Here is a 17,314-nt window from a genome sequence, read left to right as displayed (position 1 = left end):
AACTTATGAATATAAAATTTTTAGAAGCATTATCCAATGCGGATGGAATTGCGTCCAATGAACAAGAAGTACGTGATGTATTACTTAATGAATTGCGTGATTATGCAGATGAAGTAGATAGTGACAATATGGGTAGTATCATTTTCAAAAAAGGAAACAAAGGTCCTAAGATTATGATTTGTGCACATATTGATGAAGTTGGCTTTATTGTTCGTAGCATTAGTGAACAAGGGCAAGTTATGTTGATGAGTGTCGGGGGAGTAAAACCACTCGCACAGTTCATGCAACGAGTACGTATCACAACAGAAGATGGTAAAAAAATTCATGGAATTATCCAATCGTCTTATGTGGATGGACGTGCAGAAAAAATGTATGTAGATTTAGGTGCTCAAAGCGCACAGGACGTATACGATTTAGGAATTCAGGTAGGAGATATGGTAACCTATACAACGTCCTTTGAAGAGATGGATATACAAGGCATTGTAACTGGAAAAGCATTCGATGATCGCTTAGGGTGTTACATCTTTGGAGAAGTCTTAAAACGTTTAAAAGACATCGATCATCCAAATACAGTTTATATGGTAGGTACATCAAGTGAAGAAGTTGGAATACGTGGTGCAAAAACAGCAGTATACAAAGTAAATCCAGATGTCGTATTCCCAATTGATGTTGCTTGTTTCAATGATGAGTTTGTACGAAATCATACCAATCAACGTCAGATTGGAAAGGGTATGATGCAAACAAATTTCGATCGTACACTTGCACCAAATCGAAAACTAGTATCCTTAGTTCGTGATACAGCAAAGAAATTACATAAACCATTACAGTTGGATATGTTCAATGCTGGAGGAACGGATGGAGGAGAAGTTCATAAGAGTCGTGATGGAAAACCAACCGTTGTAAGTTGTTTGCCAGTACGTTATGGACATTGTGCATTTTCCATTGCACATAAACAAGACATCGAGGATGCCATTGAAATTTTTGTAGAAATTATCAAAAATTTCGATGATAAAACATATGAAGATAGCATTCAATTTCTAGGAGGAAAAGGAAAATGACAGAGTTAGAAATGCAAATCGTTGGTATTATATCAACCGCTGGGGACAGTAAGGGAAAAGCTTTTGCTGCATTAAAGAAAGTAAAAGAAGGCGATTATGCTGGGGCAAAAGAGCTTTTAGAAGAATCTCGTAAGATCGATTTAGAAGCACACAAGATTCAAACAAAATTGATTCAATCTGAAATGGATCCTGATGCAGATAAGACACCAATTAGTCTGTTGATGGTACATGCACAAGATCATTACATGACTGCGCAGCTAGCTCGTGATGTGATAGAAGCATTAGTAGAAGTATTTGAAGCAAAAGAAGGAGGAAAATAAAATGAAAATCTTATTATGCTGTGCTGGAGGATTCTCCACAAATATGTTGATGCAAAACATGAAAAAGGTAATTAAGGATAGTGAAAAATTGAAGGAAGAAGATTTCGATTTCACTGCTATTCCTGCAGATTCATTAGAATCAGAAATCGATAACTGGGATATCGTATTGGTTGGACCACAAGTATCTCACAAAACAGATTTCATTGCGGCTATCTGTGAACCAAAAAACATTCCATATACGGTAATCGATAAAGATGTATATGGTTCAATGGATGGAGCTACTGTATTAAAACTTGCTTTAGTAACATACAAGAAACATCAATTACAAAACGCAAAATAAAAGAATAGTATATGAAAGGAGAGCATTATGTTCGCTATATTTGAAGGTTTTATGAACAAGTACTTAATGCCATTAGCGCATAAAGTAGATAAACAAAGACATTTAAGTGCCGTAAAGGCATCTATGGTTGCGATGACACCATTTACAATTCTAGGTAGTTTCTTCGCAATCATTCCAGCTTTACCAAACATGATTGAAAAGATTCCAGCAGAGGGAGTACGTAACTTCTTTGGACCAATGTGTGATTTCATCATTGCCAATGAAGAATTGCTAGGATTACCTGTTACGTTATCGATTGGAATGATGAGTGTATACGTGGTTATGTGTATCGCTTATAATTTGGGGAATCACTATAAGCTATACATTCCAGGTTGTATTACATTATCTACATTCGCATTCTTATTCGTTGCGGCAGAAAATGTAGAAGGTGGTATTTCTATTTCAAACTTTGGAGCAAAAGGTTTGTTCTGTGCAATGTTAGTAGGTATGCTTGCTGTTGAAGTATATCGCTTCTGTAAAGTAAAAAACTTAACGATTCGTATGCCTGAGGGTGTTCCTGATTTCGTTTCAAAATCATTCGAATTAATTCCAACAACCATTCTTGTCGCAGCTGTATTTATTCTTATTCGTTGGGCATCAATTGAGGTATTTGGAGTACTTCCTCCACAGATTTTAACACAGTTCTTATCTCCACTTGTTGGTTCTATGGACAATCCTTGGAGTGTGTTATTCTTAAACTTCTGTATTTGTTTGATTTTCTTCTTTGGTATTCACTCTTCTGTATTTGGACCAATCACTCGTCCAATTATGTTAACATTCATCGCTGAAAACATCGCTGCTAGTGCAGCTCATCAGCCAATTCCACACTTCTATACAGCAGGTACATCCAGTGCATTCTTTGGATTTACAGGAGCTGGTATTACGATTGGTTGTGTTGTTGCTTGTATGATGTCAAAATCTCAGCGTTATAAAAAGATTGGTAAAGTGTCATTATTCCCATCTTTATTCGGTATCAATGAACCAATTCTATTTGGCGCACCAATTATTCTAAACCCAATCATGTTCATTCCATTCGTATTTGGTGGAGCCATCATCGGTACACTTCCAATGTTTGCGATGCATTATGGTTGGTTAGCAAAACCAGTATTCGATCCTCCATATGTAGGGGTATTCCTAGAGGCATTCTTAACGAATGGTGATTGGAAAATTCTAATTTGGAATGGATTACAATTAGTACTAGCAATTCTGTTATACTGGCCGTTCTTTAAGATTATGGAACGTCAGGAATTACGTGAAGAAGAAGCACGTATCGCGGCCGAAGGTGAAGGTGCTGCACCAAACGCTAATGGACCAGTTAAGAATATCTTCTCAAGTGATGATGATGCTCTCTTGAATGATATGGATCTGGATTTCTAAATAAAGAAAATAAAGCACTCTGATAGGTTCAGAGTGCTTCTATATGTGAGGTAAGATTATGAAAGAAAATAGAATACAGGCAGTACGTCAGATTCTCATCGATAAAGAAGTGGATGCCATCCTTGTGAAAAGCAAATCCAACAAACGTTATTTAGGCGCATTAGTGGGTAGTGGAGTTAGTGTTTTGGTTACGAAAGAACAGGTATATCAAATCATGGATGGTCGCTATATGAATGAAGCACAAGCTTCAACAACTGGATTTAAAAATATTGTTTTTCAACAAGGAAGCAGCAATCTAGCAGAAATCAAGAACATCATTGGTGCTAACGGAAAGCTGGCGATCGAGGCATCACAAACCTTAGTAAAAGAATATGTAAAACTAAACGAAATTGGTTTTCAACTTGTATTATTAGAAAACGAATTAGAAGTTGCTAGAAAAATAAAAGATGAAGAAGAAATCGCTCTTGTTAAAAAGGCATGTGAGATTACAGATCGTATCTTTATGGAAGCTATATCAACGGTAAAAGTGGGGATGAAAGAATATGAATTATCCGCATTATTACAATATCTGGCCATCAAAAATGGCGCAAGTGCAATGGCATTTGATACCATTGTCGCTAGTGGTACAAGAGGTTCTATGCCACATGGTCGTCCAACGGATAAAACCTTCCAAGAACATGAATTTATCACCATTGATTTTGGGATTACATACCAAGGCTATCAATCCGATATGACACGTACCATTTGTATTGGTACACCAGAACCAAAAGTAAAAGAGATATATGATATCGTCTTAAAAGCACAATGTGCTGGAGTAGACTTTATCAAAGCAGGTGTTACTGGAAAAGAAGTAGATGCACATGTACGTGGAATTATTAGTGAGGCAGGGTATGGTGAATACTTCACACACGGACTTGGACATGGTATGGGTATGGGAGATGGAGAACTTCCTATACTAAATCAAGTTAGTGATACTGTGCTAGAAAATGGGATGATTATGTCTTGTGAACCAGGTATTTATGTACCAGGTGTTGGTGGAGTACGTATCGAAGATGATGTGCTTATTGTAAATGGAAAAGGGGTAGCTTTAAATCATACCCCAAAAGAATTAATTTGTTTGGAGGTGAAATCATATGAAGTATGATTTCGATCATCAAATCAATCGCAAATTATCAAAGTGTAGAAAATGGGATAATGGCATCCTAAAGAATAAATTTGGATTGAATGAAGACGCAATTCCAATGGACTTAGCTGATTTAGATTTTGAATGTGCTCCGGCTATCAAAAAAGCGATGGTAGAACGTGCAGAATTGGGTGACTATGGATATACGTATACATATGATGAATACTATGATGCATTGATTCATTGGAACAAACGTCGCTATCATGTGGATATTGAAAAAGAATGGGTGAAATTGACCTTTGGAACGTGTGGAACATTACATTATATTGTGCAATGTTTTTGTCAACCAGGGGATGCTGTCATGATCAATACACCTGCCTACGATCCATTTGCGGAAGCAGTAGAACGTGGGGATTGTCGTCTTGTATGCAATTCCTTAAAACTAGAAAATATGCGTTATTATTTAGACTTTGAAACGATGGAAAAACAAATGATTGAAGAACAAGTAAAATTGTTTATCTTTTGTTCTCCTCAAAATCCAAGTGGACGAATTTGGACAAAAGAAGAATTGCATAAAGTATCACAACTTTGTATCAAACATAACGTATTGTTGGTATGTGATGAAATTCATCGTGATGTATTATTCAATAAAGAGGCATTCACTACGTTATGGAAGGCAGATCCAGAAAGCATCCATCATTCCATTATGTGTGTATCGCCTAACAAAGGATTCAACTTAGGTGGTTTAAAATCTTCCTATGTTATGATAGAAAACAATGATATACGGGAACGTTTATGGAAGTATTTACAACGTGTTTATGTAACTAGTCCACACGTATTTGCAATACCTGCAATCGTTGCAGCTTACAATGAATCAGAAGATTGGTTAGATGAATTATCTCAGTACATTCATGAAAACTTTGAAATTTTATATGCATGGTTTGCGCAACATATGCCAAACGCAAAGGTTATGAAAGCTGACTCTTCTTTCTTAGCGTGGATTGATATGCGTGAAGTATTTAAAGATGAAGATGAGATGAGGAACTTCTTCATCAAAGCAAATGTATCAATGGTCGTTGGTAGCTACTTTGTAAAAGATGGATATGGATGGGTACGTTTGAATGTAGGTACTCAAAAAGCAATCTTACAAGAAGCTTTACGCCGCATGGAAGAAACTTATAAAACGTGGAAATAAACCCTATATAAAAAGAAGATCATGGCGATCTTCTTTTTATATATTAGTTAAATAATTCGTCTTGATGAGAAGCGAAGCAATATTCATCAATTGTATTTTCGATACGATCACGAATCAATGCTTCAGGATCATTTTCAATGATGCCTTCACGTACTCTAGTGTACTGAATAGGCATAAACTGAGAAAGGGCCGCAAGTGAAATACCTGTCTCACGAAGGTTTTTGATTAATAATTCTTTCGCTGCAACAACATTTGGATTTGGCATATAGTAGCGAGAACGATCGGAGAATGAGAATTTACGTTTGAACCATTGTTCCTGATCATTTCCATGATAGTGTTTTGCCCAGTTTTTAGGTTCTGCTAACATTGCTTCTTCTAACACGTTTACAAAGTTTGATGTTGGTTTATCACTTCCGTGCATCATCATTTCTTCTATGTAAGATAAGGAGAATAATGCTTCACGCATTCCATAGGTTAATCCAGGACCAACTTTTAAGATTCCTACGCCATCTTCTACTAATTCACGCAGTTTGTATTTTGTTTGATAATCTGTAGAATGTCCTTCAAATACAAGATTAGGGAAGTCTTTGATACTTGCCATTAAATCTTTTGCTTTTTCACGATCATATTCTGTACAACCAGCATCTTTTTCTTCTACACCAGGCTGTACTACAACAGCAATAACATCGTTCCAAACATCTTGAAGATTTTCATTTGCGAATGCTTTTTCGAAAGCTGTAACAGTTGCCTTAAAATCTTCTACACGTGTTACTTGCATACCAGCATTTTCTTCTTGTGCACCGCCAGGAATTGGTACTTCACTACCAACGATGTATACAGGGCGTATTGCATCAGGTTGTGTTTTACATAAATCTTGGAAAGTTTCTTCACATATACGAACCAAACGAGCACCACGTGCTGCGATGATTTCATCACTTAAACGAACTTCTGGATCATCGCTGTTTACCTTCATGCTTGTATCAATATGTATTTTTGTAAAACCAGCCGCAACATAACAACGCACCAATTCTTCAGAAAGCTTCATAGCTTCTTCTTCATCGTTAGAGGCAAACGTAAGTGGTCCTAAATGATCTCCACCAAGGAATACTCTACTTTCATCAAAGTCGATTGCTTTGGCTTTTTCCATAACGAAGTTACGGAAATCCATAGGTGTCATTCCTGTGTATCCACCGTTTTGGTCTACTTGGTTCGCAGTTGCTTCGATTAGTACGCATGAATGATCGCGTTTTGCACGTGCTAATGCAGCTTCAATTACGTAATCATTTGCACTACAACATGAATAAATTCCAACTGGTTGACCCTTTTTCTGTTTCATAACAATTTGTTTCAATGGATTTGCTTGTGGCATATAAACATCCTCCTTATATCTGTTGAAATTATAACACGATTCAATTGCTTTGGTAAATGAATAGCCACGTAGTTACTAGTTTGTATAAATAATCTGTTCAAAAATGCAAATCATGTATAATCGTGTCGAAATAAGTCATTTTATTTTTATAAAGTAACCACTTTCATGTTGGAAGTGTCTAAAAATGTGCTATACTTAATGAGACGTTTGTATGACGTTTTTGTTATGTAGATAATTTAAAGGGTGGTGTAAATTGATGAAAGATGCTCAAAATAAAGCAATACTACAACAAGTAAGAGTTTTACTTGATCAATTGGATGCGAACTCAGAGAATACACAGATAATAAGCACTGCAGATGATGAAATACATCTCCTTAAGAAGCTGTTACAAATGAGTTGTAATCGATATTGGATTTATGATCCGGTAATTCATACTGTAGAAATTTTTCAATACGATGAAATTACAAAAGAAGAAGTAAAAACGACACGATCATTGAGTGCATTACAGAGCGGAATGGATGATGAGCACCGTTGTAAAGCGATAACTGCTTTTCGTCGTATCGTTCATAAAGAAAGTACAGAAGAATCTTTTGAATATATGGATGTTCAGGGTGAGGAAACAATCCTTTATGAAATTCATGCGCATGCTTGGGGAGTAAACAACCAATACCGTGTGGTAGGAACTACAAAAGTCATTGGCAAGGTGCAACGTTCTATGAATGAAATACAACAAGCACAACGTAAATATGAACAATTGTTAAGCTTATCCAATATGTATATTTGGGAATTCGATGTAAAACGTAAAATCTTTAGTGCAAATCATAGTTTGAGTGAAAAGCTAGGGCTGGAAGAAAAGCCTTATACAATAGATGAGCTAGATAAAGTGATTCATATTCCAGAGATGAATGCTTTTCTGGAATGGATCGATGGAAAAAAAGTACAAGACAAAGCAGTTGTACACATTCAGCAGCTCGAGACAGATTTTGAGTTTATCTTTGAAACGAACTTCAAAGAAGTGAATGATGGCTTTGGAGATTATGCATCATTGTTAGGGATTATGATTGATATCACCGAACATGAAATGTTAAAAACAATGGCATCAAAAGATACCTTAACGGGGTGTTTCAATCGAAATATGGCAGATGTAACATTGGATTTAAGTTTTAAAAATTATATTGAAAATGATGAAACGTATACGATTATTTTCTTCGATGTAGATAAGTTTAAAACAGTAAATGATCGACATGGTCATGATATGGGAGACTATATATTAAAAAGTGTTTGTGGACATATTAGTAAAGAAATTCGAAGTAATGATATGATGTTTCGTTGGGGTGGAGATGAATTCTTGTTGATTTGTAGAGGTATTGCAAAAGAAAACATTTATGGATATATTGATCGTCTACGGAAAACAATCGAACAATCTCTATTTGAATTTAATGGTACAAAATTACAAGTTACGATTTCCATTGGTGCAGCAGTATTCTATAAATCGGATGTAGATCATAGCTATGCGATGAAACGCGCAGATCGTAGTCTCTATAAAGCGAAGCTTGCTGGAAGAAATAAAGTCTGTATATTAAATTAAAGCCTTCTCAATTGCTGAGAAGGCTTTTCATATCATTGGGTAAAGGACAGCGAATACTTACTTGTTTTTGCAAAAGGGGGTGGTATAAAACAACCTCTTGTGCATGAAGGGCAAGGCGTGAAATATAAGTGTCTGGTGAACCATATAATGTATCATGTAGAATGGGATGTTCAATGGAAGAAAGATGGACGCGTATTTGATGTGTTCTACCTTGATGTAGTTTACATTCTACATGGGTAAAGTGTGGATAACGCTTAATAATTGTGATATCAGTTTTTGCTTCTTTACCAGTATTTGAAATACGCATTTTATTGGATTGGTGACGATCTCTTCCAATCGGACTACAAACTTGCCTATGGTTTCCTAAAAGGATACCACTACAGATAGCACAATACCGACGTTCAATTTGTTTCTCTTGTAACATGTGATCAAGTAGGGGCTGTAAAAGTGGTATCTTACAAAAGATAACTGTTCCACTTGTTTCTTTATCTAAGCGATGTATCGCGCGTACTGGACATAAGATATTATGAAGCACATAATATCCCTTCACTACATCATATAGTGTGGTTTCTTTACTTACTCCATCACTGTGGACAAGCATATTAGCAGGTTTATCAACAATCAAGAACAATTCATCTTCATATAGAAGGCAAAGATCATCAAAACAAGGGGTGACAACTTCTTTATCCTCTTCGAAAAGACAACGTAATAAGAGTGTATCTCCTTTTTGTATCTGTGTATTTTGTTTGATACATTGATGATTTATGTGTACACACGCACCTTGATAATATTGATATCGCGTCTTTTTACTAATGTGTAAAGACGTGAAAATATCATCACTACAAGTGTTTTGTTCACACATGATTTCTAGGATATCATAGTTCCATTTCATTTTCATATAAATTCCTCATAAATTTTTGAGCATTTGCATATCATTTAGGGTTCAGGTAATGCTATACTATGTGTGTAGTAAGTAGCATAATAGCTACTATGAAGAATACCATAAAACAAGGAGGAATGAAATATGAAATTATTAAAATGTTCAGTTTGTGGAAATGTCGTCGAAATGGTAGAGGATAAAAACACCCCTATTATGTGTTGTGGAAAAGCAATGGAAGAAGTAAAAGCGAATACAACGGATGGAGCGCTTGAAAAACATGTTCCAGTTGCGGAAGTGGTAGATGGAAACTTGCATGTTAAGGTTGGTTCTATGGAACACCCTATGCTTCCAGAACATTATATTACAAATATTTTTGTAGAATTTGACAATCGCATTGGACGCGTGATGTTAAATCCAGGAGATAAACCAGAAGCAACCATCTGTATCGGAGACTATAAAGGCAAAATTCATGTATATGAATATTGTAATTTACACGGTTTGTGGAAAACTGACATCGAAATCTAAGAAATTTAGAGCCTGCAAAATGTATGGCTCTTTTTCTCACATAAAAATGTGATATTTGTTTTGCGATTTATTTAAAAAAAAGATATACTTTACATGTAGAAAGGGAGTGCAGATATGGAACGTGAAAAAAATTTGTATATGTATGTATACCGTATGATTTTAACGTGTATCTATAATGGTACATATGCGTGTCACGAGAAATTACCAGTACTCCCAGAATTATGCAAACAGTATAACGTAGGGAGAAATACCGTTCGTAGTGCATTAAGCGAATTACAAAAAGATGGTTATGTATCCCTACAAAAAGGGGTACAAGCAAGTGTTTTGTTTGATGTAGAGGATTTACAAGGAAATATTCAATATCGACAAGCTTTGATAGATGGAAGAGAAATGACCAAAGATGTATATGAAACTATGGATTTAGTAATACCAGATTTATTTATGGACTGTTTTCATAGTAAAGACATGAACATAGATGAGATGAAACAACTGGTCAAAGAATTCAACCTAGATAATATAAAAAATGAAGCACAGTTGATTAAAAGAATGTATGATATTTATTTGTATATTTTCAATGCTAGTAACAATCCAATACTTGTGGATCTATTCTCAACATTACTTTTTTATGCGTATCAACCATTGATACCAGAGAAACAATCTTATGTGAATTTAAAACGTAGTGTTAATGGTATACGTAAGGCAACAAGCATTGCGTTAAAATTTGCAAATGCAAAACAAGATAGCGTTGTGAAATATATGATTCGTAAAATGGTAAATATGCATGGAGAGAACTCTTTGCATTATATTGACGAATTGTGTAATGACTTAACACCACAGCATAGTGTTCCATTTGTTTGGGTTTGTAATCGTGATCAAGAATATCTATATGCTAAGGTTGCTTTGAACATTTTAGTTAGTATCGCTGATAAGACGTATAACTTACAGGATGTATTACCTTCTATTTCTGCATTATCAAAACAATATGATGTATCTGATCGTACAACCCGTAAAGCATTGGAAATTCTTCGTTATTATCAGGTAATCGAAACGGTAAATGGAATAGGCTCTAGAATTATAAAAGTGAATTTTTTAACGGATGACGAAATTTTAAAGGATGAAAAAGTAAAAGGTAATTTAATTGCTTGTAGTCATGCTTTGCAGGTTTTTGCGTCTATATGTAAAGCAGTGATGCCTCCAATATTGAAGGAAGCGAAGAAAGAAGAAATGATGGAGATTGCTAAGCGAATGGAGGGTTCTGTTTCAAAAACATTGGGACTTCTATCTGCATATGTATTCTCAAAGACGAACGCTTGTTTAAATATTATTTCTAATGAATTGTACAAGACATTAGATTGGAGTGTATTTGTGAATATGTTTGTGAAAAATTCTGAACAAGAACAATTACGTGAAGATTTGATACACGCGCTTATGGAAAATGATAGTACTCATATTTTTCAAATTGCAATGAAGATATTAGAAACAGATAGTTTACAGCTTACTACAATTTTACAGTTGATATAACAAAGTCCCTACTAGAGAATCTAGTAGGGACTATATTTATTAGATTTCATATTTATTTTAAGCAAACTACAGGATTCACGTGGAAGATGCAAATCTTTTCAAAGACTTAGTCATAAATCCCATTCTTGTAGTAATGTAGTAATGCTTGTGTGCCGTTATCTTCTTCACCGTCTTCAGCAAGACTTTCATACATTTCACATACAGCGTTTAACATATGAAAGTCTATGTTTCTTTGTTTCATTTCATCTTGTATGATATGCATGTCCTTTATGAAATGCTTAATATAAAAGCCGGGTTCAAAATCTTTCTTTAATACACGAGGCGCTGTATGTTCAATTTGCCAACTACCTGCAGCTCCACCTTTGATTGCTTGTAGCATTTCTTCTTCGCAAAGTCCTGCATTTCTAGCATAAACAATGGCTTCACTCATTGCCGCAACAGCACCAGCTACAGCAATCTGATTACATGCCTTTGTATGCTGTCCATTTCCTGCAGGTCCCATATAATTCAAGCTCTTGCCCATACAAGAAAACAAGGGAACACATTGTTCAAATATATCTTTATCTCCCCCACACATGATGGATAAAGTAGCATTACGTGCCCCGCTATCTCCACCAGAAACTGGAGCATCCAACATTGCTAAGTTACGTTTTTTAGCTTCTTCATATAAAGTGGATGCTAGTTGGGGAGAAGATGTTGTCATATCAATTAGAATACACCCTTCTTTTACATTGACAAATATGCCATCATCCCCCATATAAACTTCTTGTACATCTTTTGGATAACCTACCATAGTGAATACAACATCCACATGTTGCACACACTCCTTTATTGTTTCATATACTTGTATTCCATGTTCTTTTAAATCCGATGCTTTTTCATATGTACGATTATATGCACACACATGATGTCCTGCATTTGCTAGATGTAATAACATAGCTTTCCCCATAACCCCAGTACCAATCCAAGCAATTTTCATTAGAATCCCTCTTTCTTTTTTCTTAATTATAACAGAAATAAGGAAAAAATAAGCATTGAAAGTATGCTTTGTGCGATACGATAACCAACATATTTAAAATAAGAAAATGGAATGTGTTCTGCAATTGCCTTTACTTGCATATGCACACAAAGTCCTCCAAAACTCAACAACATACAAGTCAGTAATTGTAGAATAAAATTGGATAAGGGGAGTTCTTGTAAAAGTACGACTCCACTAGAAAATTCACTGATAATGCGTAATGGATAGGCAAGAAAGCTAGGTAAGAAGTGCAATAGTACGCCACTTACACTCATAAACAACATCATATATCCACCAATCATATAGAGTGCTTTTCCACTTTCTAAAATAGAAGTTGTAATAGATTTTGACAGGGCAAACGAAGGAGTTTTTGAAGTAGCTGTATATATGGGGTGTTTACGTGTCACTAGTAACAACACAAATCCGCTTAAAATTTGTGCTGCAAAAAGGAAGATGCCAATGGTAACACTTTGAAACAATAAAGCTCCACAAGTCATAACAACAAAACCTGGAGCCGCAAAACTACATGTATACAAAGCTCTTTTTGCGCCTTCTTCATCGAGCTTTCCATTATGAAACGCTTCATCCACAAACAATGCTCCATTAGGAAAGCCTAAAAACATAGTACATAAAATAAGTGAAAATGCCCCTTGATCAATATGGAATATACGTGATATAAAAGGGATGTGAATGTGCTCTAAGATATGACGATGATAGATAATGCGAATACAAACGAGGGTTACAAACATGGAAGGAACGAGTTTTTCAAACCATAAAGTTAAGGCATCCTTCGTATATTGTAAGGTATCTTTTGCGAACCATAAAACAAGAATTAAAATCATACATAAAAATATATCCTTTATATATTTCATAATCTTCACCACTATATTGTATGTTGTGATGAAAAGATTATGAAGTTCTTCACGAAACGATAAAATTATGTTAAACTTTTCCTTAATGAAAGATGGTGGAAACATGTTTGCATGGCTCATAAATAAATTCATACAACATAAGGATCGAATTGAAAAAGATTCCGTACGACAAGCCTACGGGAATTTGGCAAGTATCGTTGGAATTGTAAACAATATCGTGTTGTGTCTTATTAAATTTATAGCGGGAACATTGGCACAAAGTGTCTCGATAACCGCAGATGCGATTAACAATTTATCAGATGCAGGGAGCTCTGTAATCTCTTTGGTAAGTTTTCGACTTTCAAGTAAACCTGCAGATGAAGAACATCCGTTTGGTCATGCACGTTATGAATGTATTGCATCCATGATTGTTGCTTGTTTGATTTTGATATTAGGGGCAGAGCTTATCAAAACAAGTTTTGATAAGATTCTTCATCCTCAAATTGTTACGTTTCATTGGTTGAGTGTTGGGATTTTAGGTTTTTCCATCGGTATCAAACTTTGGATGTATTTCTATAATAAGAAATATGGGAAATTGATTGATTCTAGTATTATGCAAGCAACAGCTGCTGATTCTATATCCGATGTTATGGCAACGAGTGCTGTTTTAGTATCTTCTATACTTTCTCCTTTGATCCATTTCAATTTGGATGGATATATGGGAGTAGTTGTCGCATGTTTTATTATTTATGCGGGGTATGGGATTATTCGTGATGCCCTGAATGAGATTCTAGGGCAAGCTCCTAAGGAAGAATTGGTAAGTGAGATTGCGAAACACATTGAGGGAACTCCTGGTGTACTTGGGATGCATGATTTGATTGTGCATGATTATGGACCAAGACGTTTGTTTGCTAGTGTTCATGTAGAAGTAGATTATCGTGTTGATATTTTGAAATCTCATGATATGATTGACAATATGGAACGAGATTTTAAAGAGAATATGGGATTAGAGATGGTGATTCATATGGATCCAATTGTAATTGATGACCCTGAAACAAATGAGCTAAGAGATTTTATGCGAGGGGCTGTTAAGGAACTGGATCAGGATTTATCGATTCATGATTTCCGCATCGTGCCGGGAGAGACTCATACCAATATGATCTTTGATGTTGTTGTTCCTTATCACGTAAAACTTAAGAATTTAGATATACAAAGAGCATTAGAGGCAAAGGTAGGAAGAAAAGGTAAACAGTTTTATTTAGTAATTACCTTTGATCGTGCATATACTGCATAATTCATAGAAATAAGGGATGGTACAAAATGTATCATCTTTTTGTTAGGTATGGTATGAATAAAACGAAGAGGGTGGTAAAAACTAGGGTTGAAAGAAAGGAAAAGAAATTAGCACTCTAGTGTTGACAGTGCTAAAAGACGTGCTATAATATATTTAGCAATCGAGTGACAAGAGTGCTAAAGGAGTGATATTATGAACTTTGAAAAAATGTCAGAGAAGTTACAGGAAGTCATTATGCATGCCGTTGAAATCTGTAAAAACTATCAACATGCAACGATAGATACGATACAGATGTTAAAGGCAATTTTAGAAAATGATGTATTGGATGGTTTGTGTAAACGACTACAAATAGATAAAGGAAAAGCATTAGAGCTTATTGACCAAGAAATGGAAAGGGTCGCAAGTGCTACGAATGTGAATCCACAATTTTCAAGTGAAGTGATGCAGTCGTTTCAAAAAGCTACACAGTGGAGTGAATCCGTCCATGAATCATATTTAAGTGTTGCGAGTGTTTTTATTGCCCTTCTTTTCAATAAATCCTATATTTCTAAACAAATCGTTAAGGAATTTCATTTAGATGAAAAGAACTGCAAGGAAGAAGAACTTTTACGTAGAGGTGGAAAAACGATGGATACACCTAACGCGGAAAGTAATTTAGAAGCATTAAGTAAATATGGACGTGATTTAGTTGAAGATGTGAAGAATGGAAAGATCGATCCTATTATTGGAAGAGATGATGAAATACGCCGTGTGATACAGATTCTATCACGTAAGACAAAGAATAACCCAGTCTTGATTGGAGAACCTGGGGTTGGTAAGACAGCTGTTGTAGAGGGTATTGCTTGGCGTATTATGAAGGGGGATGTACCTTCCTCTTTAAAAGATAAAAAGTTGATTGAACTAGATATGGGTTCTTTAATAGCGGGTGCGAAATACCGTGGAGAATTTGAGGAACGATTAAAAGCAATTCTAGAAGAAGTAAAACAGGCACAAGGGAATATTGTTTTATTTATCGATGAAATTCATAATCTTGTAGGCGCTGGAAAAACAGAAGGTAGTATGGATGCTGGAAATATGTTGAAACCGATGTTAGCGAGAGGAGAACTTCGCTGTATAGGAGCGACCACCTTCCGTGAATATCGCCAATATATTGAAAAAGATGCGGCATTGGAACGTCGTTTTCAAAAGGTTCTTGTACAAGAACCTACGGTAGAAGATACGATTAGTATCCTACGTGGTTTGAAAGATCGCTTTGAATCCTATCATGGAGTAAAAATACTAGATGAAGCAATCTTGGCAGCTGCAATGATGTCCAATCGTTATATCACTGATCGATTTTTACCAGATAAAGCGATTGATTTAATTGATGAAGCGTGTGCTACTTTGCGTGTTGAGATGGAATCCATGCCACAAGAATTAGATGAATTACAACGAAGAATCATGCAGTTACAAATCGAGGAAACTGCGTTGAAAAAAGAAGAAGATAAAAAATCTAAAGAACGATGTCATGAAATTAGTGAAGAACTCAAAGGTTTACAGTTAAAAAAAGATGAATTGTATACGAAGTGGGAAGATGAAAAAGCAATCCTTGAAGAAAGTAAGGATGCAAAAGTACGTCTAGAAAGAGCACGTTTAGATTTGGAACAGGCCCAAAATGAAGCACGATATGAAGACGCTGCAAAACTACAATATGCGACCATTCCACATTTAGAGAAACTAATTCAAGAACAAAGTACAAAAGAAAAAGAGGACGCCTTGATTCAAGAAATAGTAAACGAGGAACTTATCGCAAAAATTGTATCTCGTTGGACAGGTGTTGAAGTAACACGTTTAGTGGAAAGTGAACGTAGCAAGCTATTACAGTTAAAAGCCTCTCTACAAAAACGTGTGATAGGGCAAGATCAAGCATTGGAACTTGTAAGTGACGCGATCATGCGTAGTAAGGCACAAATTCAAGATGAACATCGTCCAATCGGAAGTTTCTTGTTTTTGGGACCAACAGGAGTAGGGAAGACGGAAGTCGCAAAAGCCCTAGCACAACAATTGTTTGATAGTGAAAGTCATATTGTACGTATTGATATGAGTGAATATATGGAGAAACATAGTGTATCACGTTTGATTGGTGCTCCTCCAGGATATGTAGGATATGATGAAGGTGGACAATTATCAGAGGCAGTTCGTCGTAATCCATACTCTATTATCTTATTTGACGAAGTCGAAAAAGCACATCCAGATGTATTCAATGTGTTACTTCAAATACTAGATGATGGGCGTATAACAGATTCCAAAGGGGTTACAGTAGATTTTAAAAATACATTGTTAATTATGACAAGTAATTTAGGAAGTCAATTTGCCTTTGAAACTAGAGATAAAGAAGCCTTATATATGAGTGAGGTTAAAAAGTACTTCAAACCTGAATTTATCAATCGAATTGATGAAATTATTGTGTTTAACGCATTAAATGATGATATGTTAGAAAAGATTGCGCATAAATTTATGAAAGAATTAAGTGTACGTCTTGCGCATAAAGATATTTATTTGCAAGTGGATGATGAAGTATTTAAAAATATTGCGGCTTTTGGTGTAGATCCAATCTATGGGGCACGTCCAATGAAGCGTTATATTCAACGTAATATCGAAACTTGTATCGCGAGAGCGATGTTAGAAGGAAATGCTTCCAAGGAAGATACCATTCATTTACGAATAGAAAATCAAGGGTTTAAAGTAGAGATTATTCATCAAGATGGGAATGACAAATAAGTCATTCCCTTTTTAGGTAAGCTTAACGGTATGAAAAGTGGCTTTGTTCATGGACT

Annotated in this window: 15 protein-coding genes; 11 read left to right on the top strand and 4 right to left on the bottom strand. The window is 35.5% G+C overall.

Going from position 1 to position 17,314, the window contains the following annotated elements; translation table 11 throughout:
* The first annotated feature begins 5 nt into the window (after positions 1-5).
* The 6 genes from ypdE to ACWG42_RS00490 are packed head-to-tail and all read left to right on the top strand — an operon-like array spanning position 6 to position 5,452.
* Positions 6-1,058, top strand: a complete 1,053-nt coding sequence (gene ypdE, locus ACWG42_RS00515; protein ID WP_455789480.1) for an aminopeptidase — start codon at positions 6-8, stop codon at positions 1,056-1,058.
* Positions 1,055-1,378 carry a PTS lactose/cellobiose transporter subunit IIA gene (locus ACWG42_RS00510; RefSeq protein WP_455789479.1) on the top strand — a complete coding sequence of 108 codons (324 nt, stop codon included), beginning with the start codon at positions 1,055-1,057 and terminating at the stop codon, positions 1,376-1,378. The genes ypdE and ACWG42_RS00510 overlap by 4 nt, the downstream gene beginning before the upstream one ends.
* Before the next feature lies 1 nt (position 1,379).
* Positions 1,380-1,718, top strand: a complete 339-nt coding sequence (locus ACWG42_RS00505; protein ID WP_455789478.1) for a PTS sugar transporter subunit IIB — start codon at positions 1,380-1,382, stop codon at positions 1,716-1,718.
* A 27-nt stretch (positions 1,719-1,745) separates the two neighbouring features.
* Positions 1,746-3,134, top strand: a complete 1,389-nt coding sequence (locus ACWG42_RS00500) for a PTS sugar transporter subunit IIC (protein WP_455789477.1) — start codon at positions 1,746-1,748, stop codon at positions 3,132-3,134.
* A 58-nt stretch (positions 3,135-3,192) separates the two neighbouring features.
* Positions 3,193-4,278 (top strand): aminopeptidase P family protein, encoded by a 1,086-nt coding sequence (locus tag ACWG42_RS00495; protein ID WP_455789476.1) that lies wholly within the window; start codon positions 3,193-3,195, stop codon positions 4,276-4,278.
* On the top strand, positions 4,268-5,452 hold the full coding sequence (locus tag ACWG42_RS00490; protein ID WP_455789475.1) for a MalY/PatB family protein: 1,185 nt from the start codon (positions 4,268-4,270) through the stop codon (positions 5,450-5,452). Before ACWG42_RS00495 ends, ACWG42_RS00490 begins: the two co-directional genes overlap by 11 nt.
* A gap of 43 nt (positions 5,453-5,495) precedes the next feature.
* On the opposite strand, the gene ACWG42_RS00485 is transcribed toward ACWG42_RS00490, so the two are convergent.
* Positions 5,496-6,821 carry a class II D-tagatose-bisphosphate aldolase, non-catalytic subunit gene (locus ACWG42_RS00485; RefSeq protein ID WP_455789474.1) on the bottom strand — a complete coding sequence of 442 codons (1,326 nt, stop codon included), beginning with the start codon at positions 6,819-6,821 and terminating at the stop codon, positions 5,496-5,498.
* A gap of 256 nt (positions 6,822-7,077) precedes the next feature.
* On the opposite strand from ACWG42_RS00485, the gene ACWG42_RS00480 reads away from it, so the two are divergent.
* Positions 7,078-8,409, top strand: a complete 1,332-nt coding sequence (locus tag ACWG42_RS00480) for a diguanylate cyclase (RefSeq protein ID WP_455789473.1) — start codon at positions 7,078-7,080, stop codon at positions 8,407-8,409.
* A 7-nt stretch (positions 8,410-8,416) separates the two neighbouring features.
* Here ACWG42_RS00480 and ACWG42_RS00475 read toward each other — a convergent pair whose 3' ends face one another.
* The gene (locus tag ACWG42_RS00475) at positions 8,417-9,307 is read right to left on the bottom strand and encodes an RluA family pseudouridine synthase (protein WP_455789472.1); all 891 of its coding nucleotides are present in this window, start codon (positions 9,305-9,307) and stop codon (positions 8,417-8,419) included.
* Between the two features lie 126 nt (positions 9,308-9,433).
* Here ACWG42_RS00475 and ACWG42_RS00470 point away from each other — a divergent pair, with 126 nt between their 5' ends.
* A complete protein-coding gene (locus tag ACWG42_RS00470) occupies positions 9,434-9,814 on the top strand; it encodes a desulfoferrodoxin family protein (protein WP_455789471.1) in 381 nt (126 codons plus the stop codon).
* A gap of 114 nt (positions 9,815-9,928) precedes the next feature.
* Complete coding sequence (locus tag ACWG42_RS00465) at positions 9,929-11,335, top strand: GntR family transcriptional regulator (protein ID WP_455789469.1); 1,407 nt, start codon at positions 9,929-9,931, stop codon at positions 11,333-11,335.
* A 106-nt stretch (positions 11,336-11,441) separates the two neighbouring features.
* Here ACWG42_RS00465 and ACWG42_RS00460 read toward each other — a convergent pair whose 3' ends face one another.
* Together ACWG42_RS00460 and ACWG42_RS00455 are read right to left on the bottom strand one after the other, a co-directional pair.
* The gene (locus ACWG42_RS00460; protein ID WP_455789468.1) at positions 11,442-12,314 is read right to left on the bottom strand and encodes an NAD(P)-dependent oxidoreductase; all 873 of its coding nucleotides are present in this window, start codon (positions 12,312-12,314) and stop codon (positions 11,442-11,444) included.
* A 26-nt stretch (positions 12,315-12,340) separates the two neighbouring features.
* Positions 12,341-13,225 carry a hypothetical protein gene (locus tag ACWG42_RS00455; protein WP_455789467.1) on the bottom strand — a complete coding sequence of 295 codons (885 nt, stop codon included), beginning with the start codon at positions 13,223-13,225 and terminating at the stop codon, positions 12,341-12,343.
* Positions 13,226-13,292: 67 nt separating this feature from the next.
* Between ACWG42_RS00455 and ACWG42_RS00450 the strand changes: the two genes are divergently transcribed.
* Both ACWG42_RS00450 and ACWG42_RS00445 read left to right on the top strand, forming a co-directional pair.
* Positions 13,293-14,498: a cation diffusion facilitator family transporter gene (locus tag ACWG42_RS00450; protein WP_455789465.1), complete on the top strand. Its 1,206-nt coding sequence runs from the start codon at positions 13,293-13,295 to the stop codon at positions 14,496-14,498.
* Between the two features lie 192 nt (positions 14,499-14,690).
* Positions 14,691-17,258: an ATP-dependent Clp protease ATP-binding subunit gene (locus ACWG42_RS00445; RefSeq protein WP_455789464.1), complete on the top strand. Its 2,568-nt coding sequence runs from the start codon at positions 14,691-14,693 to the stop codon at positions 17,256-17,258.
* Positions 17,259-17,314: the final 56 nt, after the last annotated feature.

The sequence above is a fragment of the Amedibacillus sp. YH-ame10 genome, assembly GCF_053848885.1.
This window is presented reverse-complemented; position numbering and strand designations above follow the sequence as displayed.